This is a genomic window from Fibrobacterota bacterium, assembly GCA_019509785.1.
Classification (GTDB): Bacteria; Fibrobacterota; Fibrobacteria; order UBA11236; family UBA11236; genus Chersky-265.
The window spans coordinates 16,963-35,769 of sequence record JAEKLQ010000029.1; the positions used below are offsets into that span (position 1 = coordinate 16,963).

Genomic DNA, 18,807 nt, shown 5'->3' on the forward strand with positions numbered 1-18,807 from the left:
TTACCGGGCCGGTCAGGAAGGGTCGGGCTCGAATCGCCCGAAGGCGCCGTTCGCTTCGAGCAGGCCCTCGAAGAGGGACTCGGGAAGCGCATAAGACGAAAGCGCGGCCGCTGCGCGCCCCAGATCGGCTTCGATGTCTTCCGGCAATTCGATCAGGAAATTCCGGTTGCGCACGTCGACCACGGCGCGTCCCTTGCAGAAGGCGGGATCGGAGAGGCTGAAGAACATCCGGCAACTCATCGGCCGGGACGCGTAGACGCCGCACGCGCCGTCGGCCCCCAGGAAGGGGCAAGGGACCGCGCGCAGATAGTACCTGTATAGCGCCTTGTCCTCCGCCAACTCACCGTCCGATTCTTTCCGGAGGGAATGGAATAGGGTCGTGCGCCGATGCAGTCCGATTATCTGGCTAGGGTAAGCCGGGCCCCGCGCGATACGTCCATGCAGGAAGATCGATTCGTAGGGCTCCACCGAGGAGACGTAGTGGCTGCAACAATGGGAGCATCCGCGCGAGCAGGACGGCGCGGAAGCCCCCGTCCGTAACACCTCGGTTACGTAGGCGTCGTAGCAGCGGTAGAAATCGGGCATGACGGCGTCCAATTCCGCGAGCAGGGTCCGGTAAGCCGCGGCATCGGAGGGCGGATCGGGACGGAGATCGCAAGCGGCGCGCAACCGGGCCGCGGCGGATCTCAATTCCTCCGCCTTTAGAAGCACTTCCGGGCGGGCGAAATCGAAAACCGGGCCTTCATCATTGGTTTTTTGAGGATGCCCTGGAGGGCCCGTGGTTATTGGGTTTACGGCTTTCTCGATCATTCCGACATGGGCTTCGGGGCCTGGGCCAGATTCTTGTTGCTCTTTCCGGATAGCCACCCCCTAGAATCTATCAAAACTTCCAGGGAGCGCAAAATGCATCCATCCCTCAACCGCCTGAAACGAAGCGGCCTTATCCTGGGCCTCGCTCTCGCGGGTTGTAACGTCTTCAACCCCAGCGGCGAAGGCGATGCCGGCCCGGGTAAAGACGCCCAATTGACCGCCGCCGAAAACCTTTTCCGGCAGCAGGACTACCAGGCCGCCACGGCCTCCTTCCAAGCCGCCATCCAGGCGGATAGCTCCAATTCCATGGCTTACTACGGCTATTCGAAGTCGGTGATGCGGTATTGGCAGGTGAACGCGTCCACGTTATTGGACGAGGTGAGCAAGGCCCAGGACAAGAGCGGCATCCCCTTCGTGGGCGCCAGCGATTGGGACGTGACCCGGTATTTGCAAGCGACCTCGCGCGTGAGGGCGGCGCTGGGCGCGATGACGGACCGCGATTCGCTCACGCGCTGGTGGCAGTACTCCCTGCATCCGGAGGGGACCTCCGCCAAGGCCGACCCGCTCGCCTCCAAGCGCATCGCCTTCATGCAGGCCTATTGGGCCAAGGCCGATCAGGGCGCCAAAGGCTACCACGCGAAATCCGAGTTCCCGCTTTCCGATTTGGCGATGCCCTCCCAGAAGATCGTAGCCGATTTCGGTTTCGTGGAATTGATTTACGCCGTGACCCACCTTCGGGATCTGAACGGCGACAATACCATCGATTCCCATGACAACGTCATGAAGCTGCTGACCTTCAATTCCGCCGACGGCTTCAAGGTGGACAACCTGAACGCCATCGTAGATTCGCTCGATACGCCGGAGAAGAAGGAACAGTTCAACAACTTGATTCAGAACGTGGCCTCGGGCCTGTCCTCGGCGAGCACGGTTCTCGGCTTGCTGACGCCCGCGCTGACCAACCAGGTCGGGGGCGCCGGGGGCGATACCACCGGCGGAAACCTGTCCGGGGACGTAACCCAGAAGGCGGATAGCGTCATCAGCAGTTTGGGCGATGCCATTACCTTCTATCAGTTCGGCGACGGCAAGGATAACGACGGCGACGGATGCGTGGACGAAGAGATCGCCGACGGGAAGGACAACGACGGTGACGGCTTCGTGGACGAGGACGCCCGTTGGGTTCCCGTCGATACGGTGGATAACGACCATAACGGGAAGGGTAAAAACCCGATCCTGGACAAGGACGCCGGCGAGGATCTGGACGCCCAATTCCATCTCAAGTTCACCTTGGATGCCGGATTCACGACGGGTCTTCTGTATAAGGACAAGGCCGCGCGCATCGCCGCCCAGAAGGATTCCCTTCAGGTCCGCTATGACGCGGCGGGATCCGCGGGGGCGATGACCGCATACGATCAGGCCCAGTTGGCGGCCGCCAAGAAGAACATCGGCGGCTGTTGGAACAATTACAAATAACGGATGGGGATCCAGGACATGCACACGCAACACCGTACTCTCGTTTCCCGTTCACTGCCCCTCATCACCCTGTTGGCTTCGGCCATGGGCGCTTGGGCCACCTCCGGCCCCGTCCACCGGACCTTACGGCCCTTGGGAATGGGCAACGCGTTCGTCGCCGTCGCCGACGACAAGGACGCCATGCATTACAACGTGGCGGGCCTTAACTTGATGGGCCGCCTCGGAAACGGGAATCTGAACCCCGCCCAGCAACGCTACCCGCTGGACAAGTTCGACATGCACATGGATTTCCTGGGCACCGCCATCCCGGTGGACGACGCCTTGGACATCCTCCGCTTCTACCAGGCGCACCAGAAGAGCTTCCAGAACATGAATTCGCTGCAGAAGGATTCCAACCTGGTATCCGATCTCTCCGCATTCGATCGGAAACCCGTGAAGGTGGCCGTTCTGCACGGGGGCGAGCTGGCCATGCATAACTTCGGCATGGCGTACTGGGCGGACGCGCAAATGGCTCCTTATGCCGACGTAGGCGTCCTTCTGCCGCAAGCGGGAATCGAATCCATCTCCCTGGATATGGTCGGCCAAATCGCGGGAGCCTATAGCTACCTGGACGATCGCCTTTCCGTGGGATTAGGCTATCGCCTGGCCAAGCGCGAGGAAGTCGGCAATTTCCAGGTGGCGCTGACGGATCTTTCCAACCAGTCCGGCCGCCGCGGCGTGGAAGCCGCCATCCAGGATACCGTGGACGTGAAGCTCCGCGAACTCAGCGACTTGAGCACGCTGGGACATGCCATGGACGCCGGCGTGCTTTGGCAGCAGACGGCGGATATCCGCTTCGGCGCGTCGATCCAGAACCTCTTCATGATCCTCAACCACAAGGCGGTGACTCCCGATTTGTCCGTGGGCGTGGCTTATTCGCCCATGCTTTTGGAAAGCAACGGGCGTTGGAAACGCAAGATCAACTTCGCCATGGACTTCGAGGATGCGCTCAACAACGACCGGAATTACAAGCCCATCAACAAGCTGGACATGGGCGCGGAATGGGAGCAGACCTTGATTCCCTGGGTGCTCAAGGGACGCCTTTCCTTGGGCCTCAAGGGCGGCTATCCCACCGCGGGCTTGGGGGGAACCCTCTTCACCATCTTCCACTACGAGGCGGCAACCTGGGCCGAAGAAGGCGGCTATTATACCGGCCAGGTCGAGGAACGCTACTACGTAATGAATTTCGGGGTGGGGATTTGAACTGACGATTCGGCGGCCCCGGGTTTCCGGTGCGACCCGCGGCCTGCCGCGGGTTTTTTATTTTCCCTTCCCATGGCCGATGAGATGTTGATCCAGGTGACCGATGAGGATGTGGTTCTGGGGCCCATCGCCCGCAGCCGGGTACACGGGAATCCCGCCTTGATCCATCGCTCGGTGCACGTCTTGGTGCTGGGCACGGATGGGCGCTTGCTGCTACAGAAGCGTTCCCTGCGCAAGGACACGCAGCCGGGTAAATGGGACACCTCCGTGGGCGGCCACGTGGGTTTCGGCCAAAGCTACGAAGAGGCGGCGCGCCGGGAGGCGGCCGAAGAATTGGGGCTGGACTTGGAAACCCGCGGAGAGGGCGCGGAGCTTATCTTCCTCTACCCTTCCCGCATCCGAAATCCGATCGAATCCGAAAACATCCATACCTTCCTCCACGTTTCGGCGGGACCTTTCCGGCCCGAGCCGGATGAGATCGATGAATTGCGATTCTGGACCCGGTCCGAAATCGAAGCTGCGCTGGGCCAGGGTCTGTTCACGTCCAATTTCGAAGAGGAATTCGCGCTCTTCCTTGGGTCACCCCACGCGCGTCTGCTCGCGCCGTAAGCATCCCCTGCCTTCCGGGGCCTTCTGCGCTTTACGGAAGCGGGGGCGGGACTTCGCCCGAGGAAGCGGGACCCGGGACGTGATTCACGTTGGGAAGCCAGGCATAGATGCCTTCCAGCCTCCCTCCCTGCAATTGCACTCCGGGTTTATTGGCCAAGGTGCTCAGACGCACGGCCTTGAGTCTGCGCTGCATGGCCGGCGACACGGTCCCATTCCCCTCTTCCATCTTGGCTTTTTCCGCGGGCGTGAGGTAACCCAAGGCCATATCGAATCGATCCCCTTGCACCGCCTCCACGAACAGCGTGAGCTTGTCGATCAGCTTTTCCTTATCGGGATCGATCCGGGTATCGTCTTGCCCGTAATGGGAGCCTCCGCAAGCGGATAGGGACAGGGCTAAGACCAACCAAAATCGCGAACGGGACATCACCCCCTGATCATACCGTCTCGGGAAATGGGTTGCAAGTCCCATGGTCTCAGGAGGCCGCGTCGCCGGGCTTAATCCAAGCGATGGATTTGGATTCGCCGGTTCTTTTCCCGCCCCTGGGCCGTCCGGTTGGGGGCCAGGGGCTGCGCCGACCCGTAACCTACGGGTTTCAGGCGGCTGACATCGATGCCGCGGGCCGCCAGGAACTCGACCACGGCCTCGGCGCGCTCCCGCGACAAGGCTTTCGCCCGCGGACCGGCACGGTCGTCCATGAATCCCTGTACCTCTATCTCCGTTCCGGGATAAGCGGACAACCGGGTAGCCAGAACATTGAGGACTATGAAGGAGGCGGTATCCAGCTCGGCGCTGTTTCCCACGAAGCGGACTCCCTCCAGGATGGCGTCGCCTATGGGCTCCGGCTTCTCGTCCGGGCAGCCGTCCTGGTCCTGGTAGAAATTGATGGTCTCGGCCTCGTGCGGGCACTTGTCCCGAGAATCGGGAATGCCGTCATGGTCGCTGTCGGTTTCGGGGCAACCATCCTCGTCCTCGATCCCGTTCCGGTTTTCCGCCTCGTTGGGGCATTTGTCCAAGGCATCAGGTATCCCGTCCTGATCATTGTCCAAGTCCGGGCAGCCGTCCTTGTCCTCGAACCCGTCCTTATCTTCCGGATCGTTGGGGCACTTGTCCTCCTTGTCCGGAATGCCGTCGTGATCGTTGTCCAGTTCAGGGCACCCGTCCGCATCCTCGAAGCCATCATGGTCTTCAGGCACGTAAGGGCAGGCATCATCGGCGTCCAAGACTCCGTCATGATCGTTGTCCGGATCGGGACAACCGTCTTCGTCCTGGAAACCATCGCGATCCTCCGGCACGGTCGGGCAGAGATCCTTGCCGTCTGGAATGCCATCGTGATCCATGTCGCGGTCGAGCGGAAAACCTTGCCAGGCGATCTGGAAGGAGGCGGAGTAGGCCGGTAGGGGCCGGTAGGCCAGCCTGCGTTCCGCGCCCGTTTCGTCGCGCCAGGACAGCGGCAAATAGGGATTCCAGTCCGCAGGAGCCATGCGGACCCCGGCCTGTAACGTGAGGCCTCCCCAGGCTTTCGCGCCGAGCCCCAAAGACAAGGTTGTGGAGCGTCCGAGCGGGTCTCCCAGGTTCTCGGGACCAACGACCAGCCGCTCGTGGTGGAATTCGCCTTCCAGGCGCCACGCCTTTCCCACGGCGGCTTCCGCGGCTACGGAGGCGGAGAAGGTCCCTAAAGGATTGTCCTTTCCGCGGGCCATCGCCCGATCGGCGGCGGCATTGGCATGCACTTTCAATCCTGGCCCGTTCAGGGCTTCCGAGAAATCCAGGGAAATGCCGGCACCCGCTCCCGCCCGCGCCGCATCCATCCCTAAAGGGTGGGATAGGGCGTCCGGTAAACTCCCGGAGGCCGGATAAAAGGCTAATTGCTGCGGCAGGGGCGGCCCGTTCCGGGACGAGGTAGGCGCCGATCCCGTGGCTGACAGGGAGAGGGAGACGTAGGGAAGGTCGAAGGGCAGGCCGTATGAAATCACCGCGGATAGATCACCCGGGCCACCGTTGCCTGCGCCGGCGCCGGCGCCGGAAAGGGATTCGTAGTAAAGGGGAAGATAGACCGAGGCATCGAAGCCCGCGCCCAATCCTCCCGCGAGGAACGGGCGGCCGATATACCGAAGCGCATCGTGGACGGGAACGGGATGCGCATCCTGCCCCAGCCTGAGGATGCCGTCCTTAATCACCCCTTCCCCGCTCCCGATCCCGTTCGTCACGCCCATCAGGATATGCCCTTGTCGCAAGGGACGGGAGGCCCGGGTCCCGAGCACGCCCGGCAAACCGTCATCGGAAGGGATCAGGGTCATGGCCGACAATGGCTGGGAAAGCGAGGGATAGGCAAGTGAAAGGAAAAAGAGGGCGAAGAGCCAAAGCATTCCCCGATTATAATTTCTCCTCAGGGATCGTTGCAAGACAAGGTGCTACATTTAGTTGTGCAAGGAACGCGGCGTGACGCGAGACACGGGAACAAAAGCCATGATTACATCGGAAGCGCGCCTGGAATCTGTCGGTTCGACCATGGACGCCGCGCGGGAATTGGCCGCCGGCCAGGATTTCCTATTGGTCTCCGCTCGCGAGCAGACCCGGGGCAAAGGCACGCGCGGCCGCGAGTGGCGCGCCGGCCCGGGTAACATCTATATGACGGTAGGAGTGAACCGGCGCAGGCTACCGCCGGCCCGCCTGGCGTTATTTCCCCTGGAGTTGGGCTTGCATGTCTGGGAGGAATGCGCCGCCCGCATCGGGCTCCCGGATCGTTCCGGGTTGCGCTTGAAATGGCCCAATGATCTCCTATGGCAGGGACGCAAGACGGGCGGAATCCTGGTGGAGTCCCACGGCGATTTCATGTTGGCGGGGATCGGAATCAACCTGGCGCAGGCTCCCGTCGTATCCGACGGCGGGGCGGCGAGCGCATGCCTGGCCGAAGCGGGAATCCCCGCGGAGGCCCGCGAAGGATTGATCGAAGGCATCTATCGCAGGATCCGGGAAGCCCCGGCGGAATCGGGCTACGAACCCGAAACCTTATTGATGCGTTGGCAAGCCAAGGTCGATTGGGAGCGCGTCCATCGCCTGCGCGATCGTCCGGGTACGCCGGAAGTCCGCAAGATTTCGGTGAACGCGCAGGGGCATTTGCTTATCAGGCACGAAGACGGCCGGGAAGAATGGCTCGTGTCCGAGTACCTGGCGTGATAAAGCCGGAGGGATGATCGGAGAGGGCGCGGATCAGGAATCGAGGACGGTCTTGGCTGCGACCTTGATGTTCGGATCCAACGAAGCTGAGACCGAGCAATATTTTTCCAGGGCCAGGGATACGGCCCGTTCCGCCTTGGCGCGGTCGATGCCTTGCCCGTGGATCCTGTAGGTGATCTCGATATCGGTGAAGGGCGCCGGCATGGCGTCCGGCTTGCGCTCCCCGTTGACTTCGATGTCCATCCCCGTGAATTCCACGCGCGACTTTTTCAGGATGTTGACGATGTCGATTCCGGCGCAGCTGGCTATGCCCGCGAGAACGAGCTCCATGGGGCGGAATCCGCTTTCGTCGCCGCCGATGGACTTGGAGGCTCCGATATCGAAGCTGTATCCATTGCCGGCTTGGGCCTTGAATTTGAAATCCGGGGAACCGGTGAGCGTCACTTTCATTGGAATGCGACCACGAAATCCTGGGTGGTTTTGAATTTCTCCAAGGCCTGGATGGCCGCAGGCATCTGATTGGCCTCGGTCAGGTTGGCCAGATAGCGGCGGAACTTGGACGCCGCCTTGAATACGTCCGGGGGCATGATGAGCTCTTCGCGGCGCGTGCCCGACATGCCGATATCGATGGCCGGGTAAATCCGCTTTTCGGCCAAGCGTCGGTTCAGAACGAGTTCCATATTGCCGGTGCCCTTGAACTCCTGGAATATCACCTCGTCCATCTGGGACCCGGTCTGCACCAGGGTGGTCGCGATGATGGTAAGGCTTCCGCCTTCCTCAAGCTTACGCGCGGCGCCGAAGAACTTCTTCGGCTCCATCAGGGCCTTCGCATCGACGCCGCCCGAAAGGGTCCGGCCCGATGATTTCAGCTGGTTGTTGAAGGCGCGGGCCATGCGGGTGATGGAATCGAGCAGAATCACCACGTCCTTGCCGGATTCCACCTTGCGCTGCGCGATGTCGATGACCATCTGGGTCAGCGCAATATGCTCTTCGATAGGCTTGTCCAGGCACGAGGCATAGACCTTGCCTTTCACCTTGCGGGAAAGGTGAGTGACTTCTTCGGGCCGCTCGTCGATGAGCAGCATCATCACTTCGGCTTCGGGATGATTGTAGGTGATCCCGTTGGCGATCTTCTCCATGAGGATGGTTTTACCCGTACGCGGAGGCGCGACGATCAAACCGCGCTGGCCCTTGCCGATGGGCGTCAACAGTTCCAGCAGAATCATCGATTTGTCGTTGTCGACGGGCGATGAGAGCCGGTAGTTTTCGAAGGGATTGACGCTGGTGAGCGCGTGGAACATGGGCGACGGACGCCAGATTTCCAGGGGCTGATCCTGGACTTCCATCAGGTTGGTGACGACCTTCTGGCGCCGGTTTTTCTTCCCGCGCACGATGCCGTGGATCTTATGCCCCGAACGCAAGCCGAAGCGCTGGACGATTTCCCGCGGCACGAGGATGTCGGCGTCCTGGGAAGTGAAGCTCACTTTTTCCGAGCGCATGAAGGCATGTCCGCCTTCCTGCACTTGGATGAATCCCGTATATTCCTCGGTCTCGGAACGCGGATCGAAATCGATCGAGTTATCGCCCCCGTCGTCGCGGCGATCCCGACGCTTGCCGTTATGGCGATTGCCATTATTGTACTGGTTGCCGTTGTTGTTATTGCCGTTATTGTTGTATTGATTGCCGTTCTGGCCGCCGCGGTTCTGGATGCGGCTCACCTTGGCGCGCTTGCGTCGACGGCGCAGGCTATCGTTGGACTCGTGGGAAATCTGGGTCAGGTTCTTGAGCTGACGGTTCGGATCGAAAGGCTGGCCGGGGGTGGCCTCGCTGCTTTCGCCGGACTCCTCCTCCGCATCGTCTTCGAGATCCTCTTCGTCCAGGTCGTCCGTTACCTCGACCGAATCCATTTCCGGTTCGATGATCTCGTCTTCGCGGTCGTCTTTGCTGATCATTTCGGTGGGATTCCTATCTTGCATTCAAGAACCCTTGGTTGATATGAAATCGATGCGTCCATGCTATCTATGGCTGGATTGGCTTTTCGGATTCGAGACTCGCGGGCGGCGGGGGTCGGGTCCGATCCCGGACTCCGCTATTGATATCCCGCCCTTGCCCGGCCCATGGATTCTTTAAACCAGGGCCGGTCCTGCTTTTATCAGTAAACCCCTACGGATTTCCACCGGGTGCCTGCCTGCAAGGCCATTGGGCCGAGGTAGACGCCGTGTTCATTATCGGCAAGCTCCGGAGCCAAGTATAGCCATTCGTCGATACGCAAAGCAACGGGAATGGAAGTTGTTGGGCGTATTTCCGGGCCACCTGATGAAATCGGAGCTTGAGTGGCAGAGATTAATATAAATAAAAATCCGGGGAAATCAATGAAGCAAGGCCGATGTCTTGGGAGTTTTCATCTCGGATTATAGTTATTCATGGCCACCAGCATCAGGGCCAGGCAAGTCATAATCACGCTTCCCGTGATGATTTGCTCCCTATGATTGAACTGATGCTTTGCCACTATCACACTGTCACTACGGGATTTAGGGCGTAAGGAGAGGCTGTCCGGTTTGGCCGTAACCGATGCGTTCCGGGTTGTATCCGAAGGGGTTTGAGGCGCGGTTGGGGGATTGGGAGCCGCGGCCCGGGAGGAGTCCCGAAGGGCCTTCGGCGCCAGGACCGGTCCGGAAGGGGCCGCCGGCAGACCCCAGGAAAGTCCCGTTGCCAGGCCCAGTAGTAGGCCCAGCCGGAAATGGGCCTGCATCCTTAGGCCTCCAGATGCTTCTTCAACAATTGGTTGACCTGCTCGGGACCCGCCTTGCCACCGCTCAGCTTCATCACTTGCCCGACGAAAAAGCCCATCAGCTTGACCTTACCACCCTTGTAGGCGGTGACCGAATCGGGATTCTTCTCCAGCACTTCTTTCACGAAGACCTCGATGGCGCCCGTATCGTTGATGACCACCAGATTCTTGTCCTTTACGACTTGGCCCGGCGCCTTACCTTCGGCCAACATATCCTCGAACACCGCCTTGGCGATTTTTCCGGATATGGTCCCGTCCAAGATCAGGTTGATCAACTCGCCCAATTGCTCCGGCGAGAACTTGAGGTCCCCTACCCCGATGCTTTGCTCCTTGGTGACGCGCAGGACCTCGCCCATGACCCAATTGGAGGCCGCTTTCTTATCCGCCGTGACGGCGCAAACGCGTTCGTAAAATTGGGAAAGCGACTTCTCCGCGGTGAGCACGGCGGCATCGTAGGCGGGGATCCCGTAATCTTCCGCGTAGCGCTTGCGGCGGGCTTCCGGAAGCTCGGGCATCTTTGCCCGTAAGGCGTCGATTTGATCGTGGGCCACGTTCAAGCGCACCAGATCGGGCTCGGGGAAGTAGCGGTAATCGTGGGCTTGCTCTTTGGTGCGGGTGGCAACCGTGACGCCTCGGGCCACGTCCCAACGCTTGGTCTGCTGCGCGACTTTCTCCCCGCGATCCAGGGTCATGGTCTGCAATTCGATCTCGGCCTCCAGGGCCTTTTCGATATTGTGGAAGCTGTTCATGTTCTTCAGCTCGACGCGGTTGCCGAAGGGGGAGAATTCGTCCTTGCGGAGGGAGATGTTGGCGTCGCAACGCAGGTTCCCGCGCTCCATGTTGGCGTCGCAGATCTCCAGGTATTCGAGGATCTGCTTCAACTTCTCGAGATACAGGTAAGCCTCGCGGGGCGAACGGAGATCGGGATCGGATACGATTTCCACGAGCGGCGTACCGCAACGATTGGCATCGAAAAGGGAATCGGCCACGGTGAGATCGTGGATCAGCTTGCCCGCGTCTTCCTCCATGTGGATGCGCGTGAGCCCGATGCGCTTGCGGGATCCATCGTCTAGATCGATGTCGAGATGGCCTCCCGTGCAGATTGGGCGGTCGTAGAAGGGATTCCCGCCCTGCTGGGTGATCTGGTACCCTTTGGGCAAATCGGGGTAGAAGTAATTCTTGCGTGTCCACATGGCGTGGTTATCGATGCGGGCGTCGCAAGCCAGGCCCATTTTAATGGCGAATTCCACGGCCCGCTCGTTCGGGACGGGCAAGGTTCCGGGCATGCCCAGGCAGACCGGGCAGACGAGGGTGTTGGGTTCGGCCCCGAACTCCACCTTGCAACCGCAGAACATTTTGGTGCGCGTGGAGAGCTGGGCGTGGACTTCAAGGCCGATGACGACGCTGTAGGGCATGCGTGGAAAGGTAAAAAATACCCGGAACCCGCGTCAGTCGCTTGGCTTGACGGCCCGTGGCTTTCTTCCGATTTTGGATTTCGCTTGCGCGCCGCGCTGAACCGAAACCCCTCTTCCTGAAATCCAATGTCCCTTTCTCACTGAGATCCCATGTCGCTTCCCTCCGGCCTCCCCTCTTACGAATTCCTCCGCGAACTCGTGCCCTCTTCCGATCTGGATCGATATTGGCACCTGCGCCTGCGCAAACAGGCGGACGGCCGGCTGCCGCTCCTGGCTCCCGAAGGCAAAGCCGTCTTTTCGCCCATTTCCACAGCGGACTTTTTCGGCAAACCCGGCCCCATCGAAGTGGAGATCGGCTGCGGCAAGGGCGGCTTCCTGGTGGAGTATTGCGAAAAGCATCCCGAGATCCCTTTGGTGGGGCTGGAATGGGAGAACGAGATCGCCTGCCTGGCCGCGCGCCGGTTGCAGAAGCGTCCCCATCTTCCCCATGCGCGGGTGCTATTGGGCGACGCCTACTATTTCTTCCGCGATTTCCTGCCCGATGCCTGCGTGGCCGCTTTCCATATGTACTTCCCGGACCCCTGGCCCAAGAAAAGGCATCATAAGAACCGCCTGATGGGTCCGCGTTTCATGGAGCAAGTGCTGCGAACCGCTCTGCCGGATACGCCCTTCTATTGGGGCACCGATCATGCGGAGTACAACGCCGAAGCCCGGGAAGTATTCGCTTCGCTTCCTTGGATGAAAATGGAATCGCCGGAGGCGGAACCGACCGAAGGCATCCAGACCAATTTCGAGAAGAAGTACCGCAAGCAGGGGAAGCCGATTTACCGCTGCAAGCTGAGGATCCGAAAAGGTTAGGATTGCAGCCGAAGGATTTTAGAACCAGGATTTTAGAACCAGGATTTTAGAACCAGGGTTTAAGATCAGGGTTTAAGATCAGGGTTTAAGATCAGGGTTTAAGATCAGGGTTTAGGGTAAAGGGTAAAGGGTAAAGGGTAAAGAATCGTGCCCAAGGTTGTTTGAACGGACCCTGTCCCCTGTCCCCTTTACCCTTTACCCTTTACCCTTTACCCTTCTTAATCGGCAACAGGGAAAACAGTTCAAGTTCCCACCGCCCTGCCTTACTGCGGTTTCCTGCGTCGCTTCCGCCTCAGTGCTTTTGGCAGGCCTTCGCGGTGCCATTTCCGCCATACCTCGAAATGGGCATACAATCGTTCCCGCGAACGGAAGTCGGCGCCATGCACCACGCGTCGTCCCCCCGCGATGCGGGGCGGGATGGCGATATGCAGGCATTCATGGTAGACCACCCCACCGACGATTTCCGGAGTCGCTTCGGGATCATCATAGCCGCGGCTGATGCTGAGCAAATGGTAAGGTCGGCCTTGGTCATCCAGGGCGATGCTATGGGTGGACAGCCCGCCTAGGCGCGCCGACCAGGTGATACGCGCCTCCAATGCGCCCCCGAAATATTCGGCGTTGATGGCGGCGAAAACGGGAATCAGATCGTGGAATTCCCCTTTGGGGTTGAGGCGTTCCAGCCGTCGCGCATCTCGCGCGCTGCGCCGCCGGGCCGCTCGCGAATCGCCCGGGGCGCGCAGGGCTCCCCGGATGGTCTGCTCCAGCTCGGAACGGCGTTGGCGCTGGGCTTTATCCTTACGTCCCCGCCGGCTGGCCAGGAGAGCCCATTCCAGCAAGGCGATCTTGGTTTCCTCGGGGGCCTCGGCCAGGAGGGATGGGATTTCCAGGCGCAATGCTTCGCGTCGCCGGATCCAAGTAACGCGCCAACTCTCATGCAACCTCGGTTTGACGACCACCTCGATGCAAGCATAAGGGCCGCGGAGGAGTGCGGCGAAAGGATTGAGGGGCGGTTCAGGCTCGGGCGATATAGGTCCCGGCCAGCGTGGAGCCGATTCCTCCGGGATCGGCTCGGGGGAATCGAACAGGGAAAGCTGGCGTAGCAGGGAAGCCATCGCCGCCGGCAGCCTCATTTCGGCGGGGCGCTGTCCCGGGGAGGCGGTACCGGGGCTGGAGCGAGATGGACGGAGTCGCGGGGAGAAGGATTTCCGGGTAATGGAATCCGGGGCTTGCCGCGATGTGGCATTGGACTACCCTGGGGCTGCATCTTCCCGCCGGAACCTTGGGAAGGCGCGGGTTCGGCGGGTGGGGTGGCCGGGATAGCGGCCGAATCCGGGGAGGCATGGAGCGTAGGGGCCGGGACGGGGATCTCGGACACCGGCGCGGGAGGTACGATTACCTTGCGTTCTTCTTTCGATTCCTTTTTGGCTTTGCTCGACCCCAGGAAATCGTTGTCCTTCAGGAAGCCGGAGCGCCGATCCAAGGATTCGAATTCCTCCTCCAGGTTCACGCCCTCGGCCTCGGGATTTATGATATGAGGCGTTACGTAAATCACAAGCTCGGTCGTGCGGGTGATGTTGCTGCGGGCCGAGAAGAGGTATCCGAGGAGGGGGATGCTCCCGAGAATGGGAACGAAGGACCGGGAATTGTCCTCCTGAGACTTGATGAGGCCTCCCAAGGCGATGGTTTCGCCGTCCATGAGCATCACGTTGGTGGAGATGGAGCGATTGGTGACGGGAGGCGGCGCGCCCGCGAGATTGGTGGCTTCGGTGGTTTTCACGCTCGGGCTGATGGCCACGTTGACCTCGCCGTGCTTGGTCACCCATGGCGTCAGCTCGATGGTAATGCCATCGTCGATGGTGCGGTAATCCATGTTCTGGAAGCCATCCTTGTTGAACGAGCTTACCGGGAAATAGGAGGTGCGGCTAACCCGGAGCTCGGCCTTATTGCCGTTCAAGGTGGTGATCTTGGGCATGGACAGGATCTTGGCCTTGTTCTTGGCTTCCAGGGCCTTGAGGCTGATATCGAAGCTGGGGGGCTTGATGCCGATCAGGCCGGTCCAGCTTCCCTTGGACCAGGAATGCTGCACGCCGCTCATGCTCCCGGAGGCGTTGAGATTGATGTTCTGATTGGCGTTGGCCCCGGCTTGCAGGCCGAAGTCAGAGGATTTCTCGCGATTATATTCGACTACGACCACCTCCATCAACACCTGGGGCGTGGGCACGTCCACCTTATCGATGAACGTCTTCACCAGTTCGATATCATCGGTGGTCCCCGAGATGAGCACCGCGTTCTGTTCCTTGATGACCTTTATGTTTTCCGCGGGCACCGTCTTAGGCACGATCTTCTCGATGTTCTCCGCCTTGATGTACTTGAGGTAGACCAGCTCGGCCCCGGAAAGGGCTTGTCCCGACGGGGTATTGGGATTGCGGTCCCCGATGAGGAGCGTGCCATCCTTGCGGATGAAAGCGTAGCGGGTGCCGTTCAATAGGGCCGAGAGCGCTTCATTCACGGTCACCGATTTGAGCTGGGCGTTCACGTTGCCCGATACGTCGCCGATGATGGTGTAATTGAGGCCGGCCTGTTCGGCGATTTCGCGGATGGCGTCCCCCAGGGCCGCGTTGTTCAGGTTCAAGGTGACCTTACCATCGTGGACGTCCACGTCGGCGTTGCCTCCCCCCTGCCCCGGGAATCCCTGGCCTTGGCGGCGCCCGCGGCGGAAGTACGGGTTTTCCTGCCCCCCCGTGGAGTCCCCGTTCTCCACCAGGTAGACTCCGTTCTTGAGGCGGACATCGTACGCGTTGGCGGCCATCAGGGCCTTAAAGCCATCGATGGGATCCACGTCCTTGAGATGGCCGGTGACTTGTCCCCGAAGGTCTTGCCCCGGCACGATGTTGATCCGGGTCTTCTCCACCAATTCGCGCAGGAAGTCCTTGATGGGCCGATTCTGGACGTCCAGGTTCATGCGCCTATTGCGCACCTCGATGATGCTGAAGGCGTTCTCGCGCGTCTTGCGGACCCGATAGACGTTGCCGTCCGCGATCAGTTCCAGGCCATGGGACTTGCAGAGTTTTTCCAAGCCCTCGATGACGGGGATGTTCTCGAGGTGGATGGTGACTTTCACGTCGCCCAAATCCTTATCGGGGATGATGCTCAGCTTAAAGGCGGTGGCGATGGCGCGTAGCACGTCCAAGATCGGCTCTTCCACGTAATCCACGTTGAGGAGGTTTCCGCCGTTGCTTGCGCTGGTCTTCGCGGCGGCGCCGTTCTTCGCGGCTTTGGCATCGCCGGCTTTCCTCAGCCCTCGGCCGGCCCTCCCCTTGGCGGCATTCTCCCGATGCTTGTCGAGCAGCTCGCGTTCTTGCTCCCCGAGATTGGGATTGGCTTGGCGCGGCGGCTGATAGGCCGGAGGCGGCGGAGGTTCGCTGTACGGGCTGGGGGGTTCCGAAGCCGCGGGAGGCGGCGGCTGCTCCATCGCCGGCGGCGGGGGATTGGGTCCATCCTGCGGCATGGATACCGGGGCGCTGCCCGTGGTTTCATCCTGGGCCCAAAGGAATAGGGGCAGGACGGCGGCGAAAAGAAAGGACTTCTTCATGTTTGGGCTTCCATCACCGCCACGCGGATCAACTCGCCGGCGCTGGTCATATTCTGTTTCAGCTTTTCCAACCCGTCCGTAACGAGGGATTTATAGCCGGAAATCTGCTTGATGTGGGATTCGCTCTTTCCGGAAAGGATGGCCTCGCGAACCGCGGAGTCGAACTGGAGCAATTCGAAGATGCCCGTCCGCCCCCGGTATCCCGTGCCATTGCAGGCCGGACATCCGGCCGGCGTAGGGCATTGCTCCGGCAAGCGAGGCAGGAACAGCTTTTCATCGGCGGTGGGCGGTGACATGGTGAAGCATTGGCCGCAGAGCTTGCGTACCAGTCTTTGGGAAAGTACCCCGAGCACGGCCGACCCGATGAGGAAGGGCTTGATCTTCAGATCGAGAAGGCGCGTCACGGCGGAGGCCGCGTCGTTGGTGTGGAGGGTGGAGAAGACCAGATGGCCGGTTTGGGCGGCCTGCACGGCGATCGCCGCGGTTTCCTCATCGCGGATTTCGCCCACCATGATGACGTCGGGATCCTGGCGCAATAGGGACCGCAAGGCGCTCGCGAAGGTCAACCCGGCTTTCTCGTTGATCTGGACCTGGTTGGCCCCGTCGAGGCGATACTCGATCGGATCTTCGATCGTGGAGACGTTGATGTCCTTTTCGAGAATCTCGCGGAGGGAAGCGTACAAGGTGGAGGATTTGCCCGAGCCCGTGGGGCCGGTCACGAAAATCATCCCTTGGGGCCGGTGGATAAGCTGCTTCATCACCGCGACCACTTCGGGCGCCATGCCTAAGGTTTCCACGCTGCCGACGGATTCCATATGCTTGAGGATACGGATGACCACCTTCTCCCCTACCCGGGTCGGAAGCGTGCTCACGCGCATGTCGATGGCTTCGCCCTCATGCATCCATTTGATGCGCCCGTCCTGGGGCAGGCGTTTCTCCGCGATGTCCAACTCCGCGAGGATCTTCACACGCGAAATCAGGGTGTTCTGGACCCACTTGGGCAGCTCCAGGCTGTCCTTAAGCATGCCATCCTTGCGATAGCGTACCTTCACTATGTTTTCGCCCGGCTCGATATGGATGTCGGTGGCCACTTCATGGATGGCTTGGTTGACCAGGTTGTTCACCAACTTGATGACCGGCTCGCTCTGGCTCTTCTTACGGATCTCCTCCAGGCTGGAGCCTTCATTGATATCCACTTCGGACTTGATGAGATCGGAAAGGATGCCTCCGGTCTCGGGCCCGCCGACCTTGCCGGCGATGCGCTTGAGCTGGTATTCCAGGACCGGCGCCTCCGCCCGCACGAATTCCACCTCGCAGCCGGAGCGCAATTGCAGGGCCTCGCGCAGAAGCTCATCGTTGGGGTTTTGTACGGCGCAGAGCAGGACGCCGGAGGATCGGGAAATCGGGAAGGTTCGGCAACGGATGCAGATATCCCGTCCCAGCTCGTCGAGCAGGACCGGATCCACTCGCAAACCGTCGACGGTTTCCTGGATTTCCAAACCGGATCCTTTCTTAAGGACGCTTTCGCGCGCCGCTCACCGAGGAGCGCTGGAAAATAGCAATAATCATGGTTCCGGAACCTCTTCCGGGCTTGTTTCATAGCTAGTATCCGGATCCCCGGGGACGGGGCCGGACGCCCGATTACGCGGATGCACCAGGCAGGTCATCACGATGGGAATGCCGCGGAAGGAAGCCACCAAAGTCACTCTTAAAGTGGCGATGAACCGGCACTCATCAACGCCCAACTCCCCGTCCCCGTTCCGGTCCAGTTCGGAAAAATCGATATGGCCGTCTCCGTTCCCGTCCAGGCTGTCCAACTCCCAGGGCATTTCCCCGGAGAAAGCCTTCCAGGCCGGCCGGACCGGTCCCGAAGGTTCGATGCGGAGCGAGGCCAGGGTGAATTTGTAGGGAACCCCATTGGCCTTGAGGACCGAGTCGCTCCAGGCATAGGTAACACGCCGGTTGCGGCGGTTCCGGAGCACGGCCTCCCCTTCCGCAAGTCGCTGGATCCCCCTTCCCGTCATCAGGTTCCCGGTCAGGGAGGCGAATGCGGCGTGGGCCTCGAAAGCGGCGTCCCGGCGGCCCCCCGTGAGGCGCGCCGCGAAACCGACATCCTTGAAAAGGGAAAGGGCCAGCAGTATGACCACGGCGGATAAGGAGATCGCGATCAAAAGCTCGATTAAGGTGACGCCCACCTGTCCGTTACACGTGACACCCTCCTGTCCGTTACGCGTGGCACACTCCTGTCCGTTACGCGTGGCACACTCCTGTCCGTTACGCGTGGCACACTCCTTTCGATTACACGGAAGGCTTCGCATTACCACCATTTATACTCGGGAAGCTTAAGGGTAAGGGTGGCCATTGCATGCGGCGGGCCGCCCGGCCCCTCATCATCGCTGGGGCCGAAATAAGAAGGCTCGGAAGGCTCCTGGAAACGGGACGGTTCGGCGAAGCCGCCGCCTTCCGCCAAGGGGGCGCGGTACACGCGCACCCGCACCTCCAAAGGCTTACGCAATTCCCGCGGGGACATGTCTTCATCGAGAGTCACTTCGCCCAGGGTATTCATGATTCTGGCGCTGTCCATCACCCGGCGCACCACCAGCAGCGATTCCGCGCCGGCGCCTTGCCCCAGGTACGCCGTATCATGTATATCCGTCTTCGGGAGGGCGCGCAAGGACTCGAGATCGGAACGCGCCAACAGAAGGGCGGCATGATGGGCGCGATTGAGGCGATCCAGGCGGGACGCGGAGCGCAATCCGTACCAGAGCACCGCCGATCCCGCCGACAGCACGGTAAGCGCGACCGCCAATTCGATGATGGTGAATCCGCCTTGCCGCCGCAT

Annotated in this window: 16 protein-coding genes; 5 read left to right on the forward strand and 11 right to left on the reverse strand. The window is 60.7% G+C overall.

Translation table 11 applies throughout. From position 1 onward, the window contains the following. Positions 1 to 12: 12 nt before the first annotated feature. Positions 13 to 690, reverse strand: a complete 678-nt coding sequence (locus JF616_06660) for a YkgJ family cysteine cluster protein (protein MBW8887425.1) — start codon at positions 688 to 690, stop codon at positions 13 to 15. Positions 691 to 903: 213 nt separating this feature from the next. Here JF616_06660 and JF616_06665 point away from each other — a divergent pair, with 213 nt between their 5' ends. The 3 genes from JF616_06665 (at position 904) to JF616_06675 (ending at position 4,131) form a co-directional block, all read left to right on the forward strand. Next, the gene (locus tag JF616_06665) at positions 904 to 2,280 is read left to right on the forward strand and encodes a hypothetical protein (protein ID MBW8887426.1); all 1,377 of its coding nucleotides are present in this window, start codon (positions 904 to 906) and stop codon (positions 2,278 to 2,280) included. Between the two features lie 18 nt (positions 2,281 to 2,298). Then, positions 2,299 to 3,522 carry a hypothetical protein gene (locus JF616_06670; protein ID MBW8887427.1) on the forward strand — a complete coding sequence of 408 codons (1,224 nt, stop codon included), beginning with the start codon at positions 2,299 to 2,301 and terminating at the stop codon, positions 3,520 to 3,522. 72 nt (positions 3,523 to 3,594) lie between these two features. After that, on the forward strand, positions 3,595 to 4,131 hold the full coding sequence (locus JF616_06675; GenBank protein MBW8887428.1) for an NUDIX domain-containing protein: 537 nt from the start codon (positions 3,595 to 3,597) through the stop codon (positions 4,129 to 4,131). 31 nt (positions 4,132 to 4,162) lie between these two features. Here the strand turns inward: JF616_06675 and JF616_06680 are convergent, their stop codons facing one another. Together JF616_06680 and JF616_06685 are read right to left on the reverse strand one after the other, a co-directional pair. After that, positions 4,163 to 4,555, reverse strand: coding sequence for a hypothetical protein (locus JF616_06680; protein ID MBW8887429.1), 393 nt, complete (start codon positions 4,553 to 4,555; stop codon positions 4,163 to 4,165). A 71-nt stretch (positions 4,556 to 4,626) separates the two neighbouring features. Beyond that, the gene (locus JF616_06685) at positions 4,627 to 6,498 is read right to left on the reverse strand and encodes a thrombospondin type 3 repeat-containing protein (protein ID MBW8887430.1); all 1,872 of its coding nucleotides are present in this window, start codon (positions 6,496 to 6,498) and stop codon (positions 4,627 to 4,629) included. 100 nt (positions 6,499 to 6,598) lie between these two features. On the opposite strand from JF616_06685, the gene JF616_06690 reads away from it, so the two are divergent. Beyond that, entirely contained in the window at positions 6,599 to 7,309 is a 711-nt protein-coding gene (locus JF616_06690; GenBank protein MBW8887431.1) for a biotin--[acetyl-CoA-carboxylase] ligase, read from the forward strand. 33 nt (positions 7,310 to 7,342) lie between these two features. Here the strand turns inward: JF616_06690 and JF616_06695 are convergent, their stop codons facing one another. From JF616_06695 to gatB, 3 genes are all read right to left on the reverse strand, one after another. Then, positions 7,343 to 7,759 carry an OsmC family protein gene (locus JF616_06695; protein MBW8887432.1) on the reverse strand — a complete coding sequence of 139 codons (417 nt, stop codon included), beginning with the start codon at positions 7,757 to 7,759 and terminating at the stop codon, positions 7,343 to 7,345. After that, positions 7,756 to 9,261: a transcription termination factor Rho gene (gene rho / locus JF616_06700; GenBank protein ID MBW8887433.1), complete on the reverse strand. Its 1,506-nt coding sequence runs from the start codon at positions 9,259 to 9,261 to the stop codon at positions 7,756 to 7,758. Before rho ends, JF616_06695 begins: the two co-directional genes overlap by 4 nt. 802 nt (positions 9,262 to 10,063) lie before the next feature. Next, positions 10,064 to 11,515 (reverse strand): Asp-tRNA(Asn)/Glu-tRNA(Gln) amidotransferase subunit GatB, encoded by a 1,452-nt coding sequence (gatB, locus tag JF616_06705; GenBank protein ID MBW8887434.1) that lies wholly within the window; start codon positions 11,513 to 11,515, stop codon positions 10,064 to 10,066. Positions 11,516 to 11,665: 150 nt separating this feature from the next. Here gatB and JF616_06710 point away from each other — a divergent pair, with 150 nt between their 5' ends. Then, positions 11,666 to 12,373, forward strand: a complete 708-nt coding sequence (locus JF616_06710) for a tRNA (guanine-N7)-methyltransferase (protein ID MBW8887435.1) — start codon at positions 11,666 to 11,668, stop codon at positions 12,371 to 12,373. A 263-nt stretch (positions 12,374 to 12,636) separates the two neighbouring features. Here the strand turns inward: JF616_06710 and JF616_06715 are convergent, their stop codons facing one another. The 5 genes from JF616_06715 to JF616_06735 form a co-directional block, all read right to left on the reverse strand. Beyond that, complete coding sequence (locus JF616_06715; protein MBW8887436.1) at positions 12,637 to 13,485, reverse strand: hypothetical protein; 849 nt, start codon at positions 13,483 to 13,485, stop codon at positions 12,637 to 12,639. Between the two features lie 14 nt (positions 13,486 to 13,499). Beyond that, positions 13,500 to 15,965, reverse strand: coding sequence for a hypothetical protein (locus JF616_06720; GenBank protein MBW8887437.1), 2,466 nt, complete (start codon positions 15,963 to 15,965; stop codon positions 13,500 to 13,502). Beyond that, on the reverse strand, positions 15,962 to 17,464 hold the full coding sequence (locus JF616_06725) for a type II/IV secretion system protein (protein MBW8887438.1): 1,503 nt from the start codon (positions 17,462 to 17,464) through the stop codon (positions 15,962 to 15,964). Before JF616_06725 ends, JF616_06720 begins: the two co-directional genes overlap by 4 nt. A 66-nt stretch (positions 17,465 to 17,530) precedes the next feature. After that, entirely contained in the window at positions 17,531 to 18,160 is a 630-nt protein-coding gene (locus JF616_06730) for a prepilin-type N-terminal cleavage/methylation domain-containing protein (protein ID MBW8887439.1), read from the reverse strand. A 122-nt stretch (positions 18,161 to 18,282) separates the two neighbouring features. Then, a complete protein-coding gene (locus JF616_06735) occupies positions 18,283 to 18,807 on the reverse strand; it encodes a prepilin-type N-terminal cleavage/methylation domain-containing protein (protein ID MBW8887440.1) in 525 nt (174 codons plus the stop codon).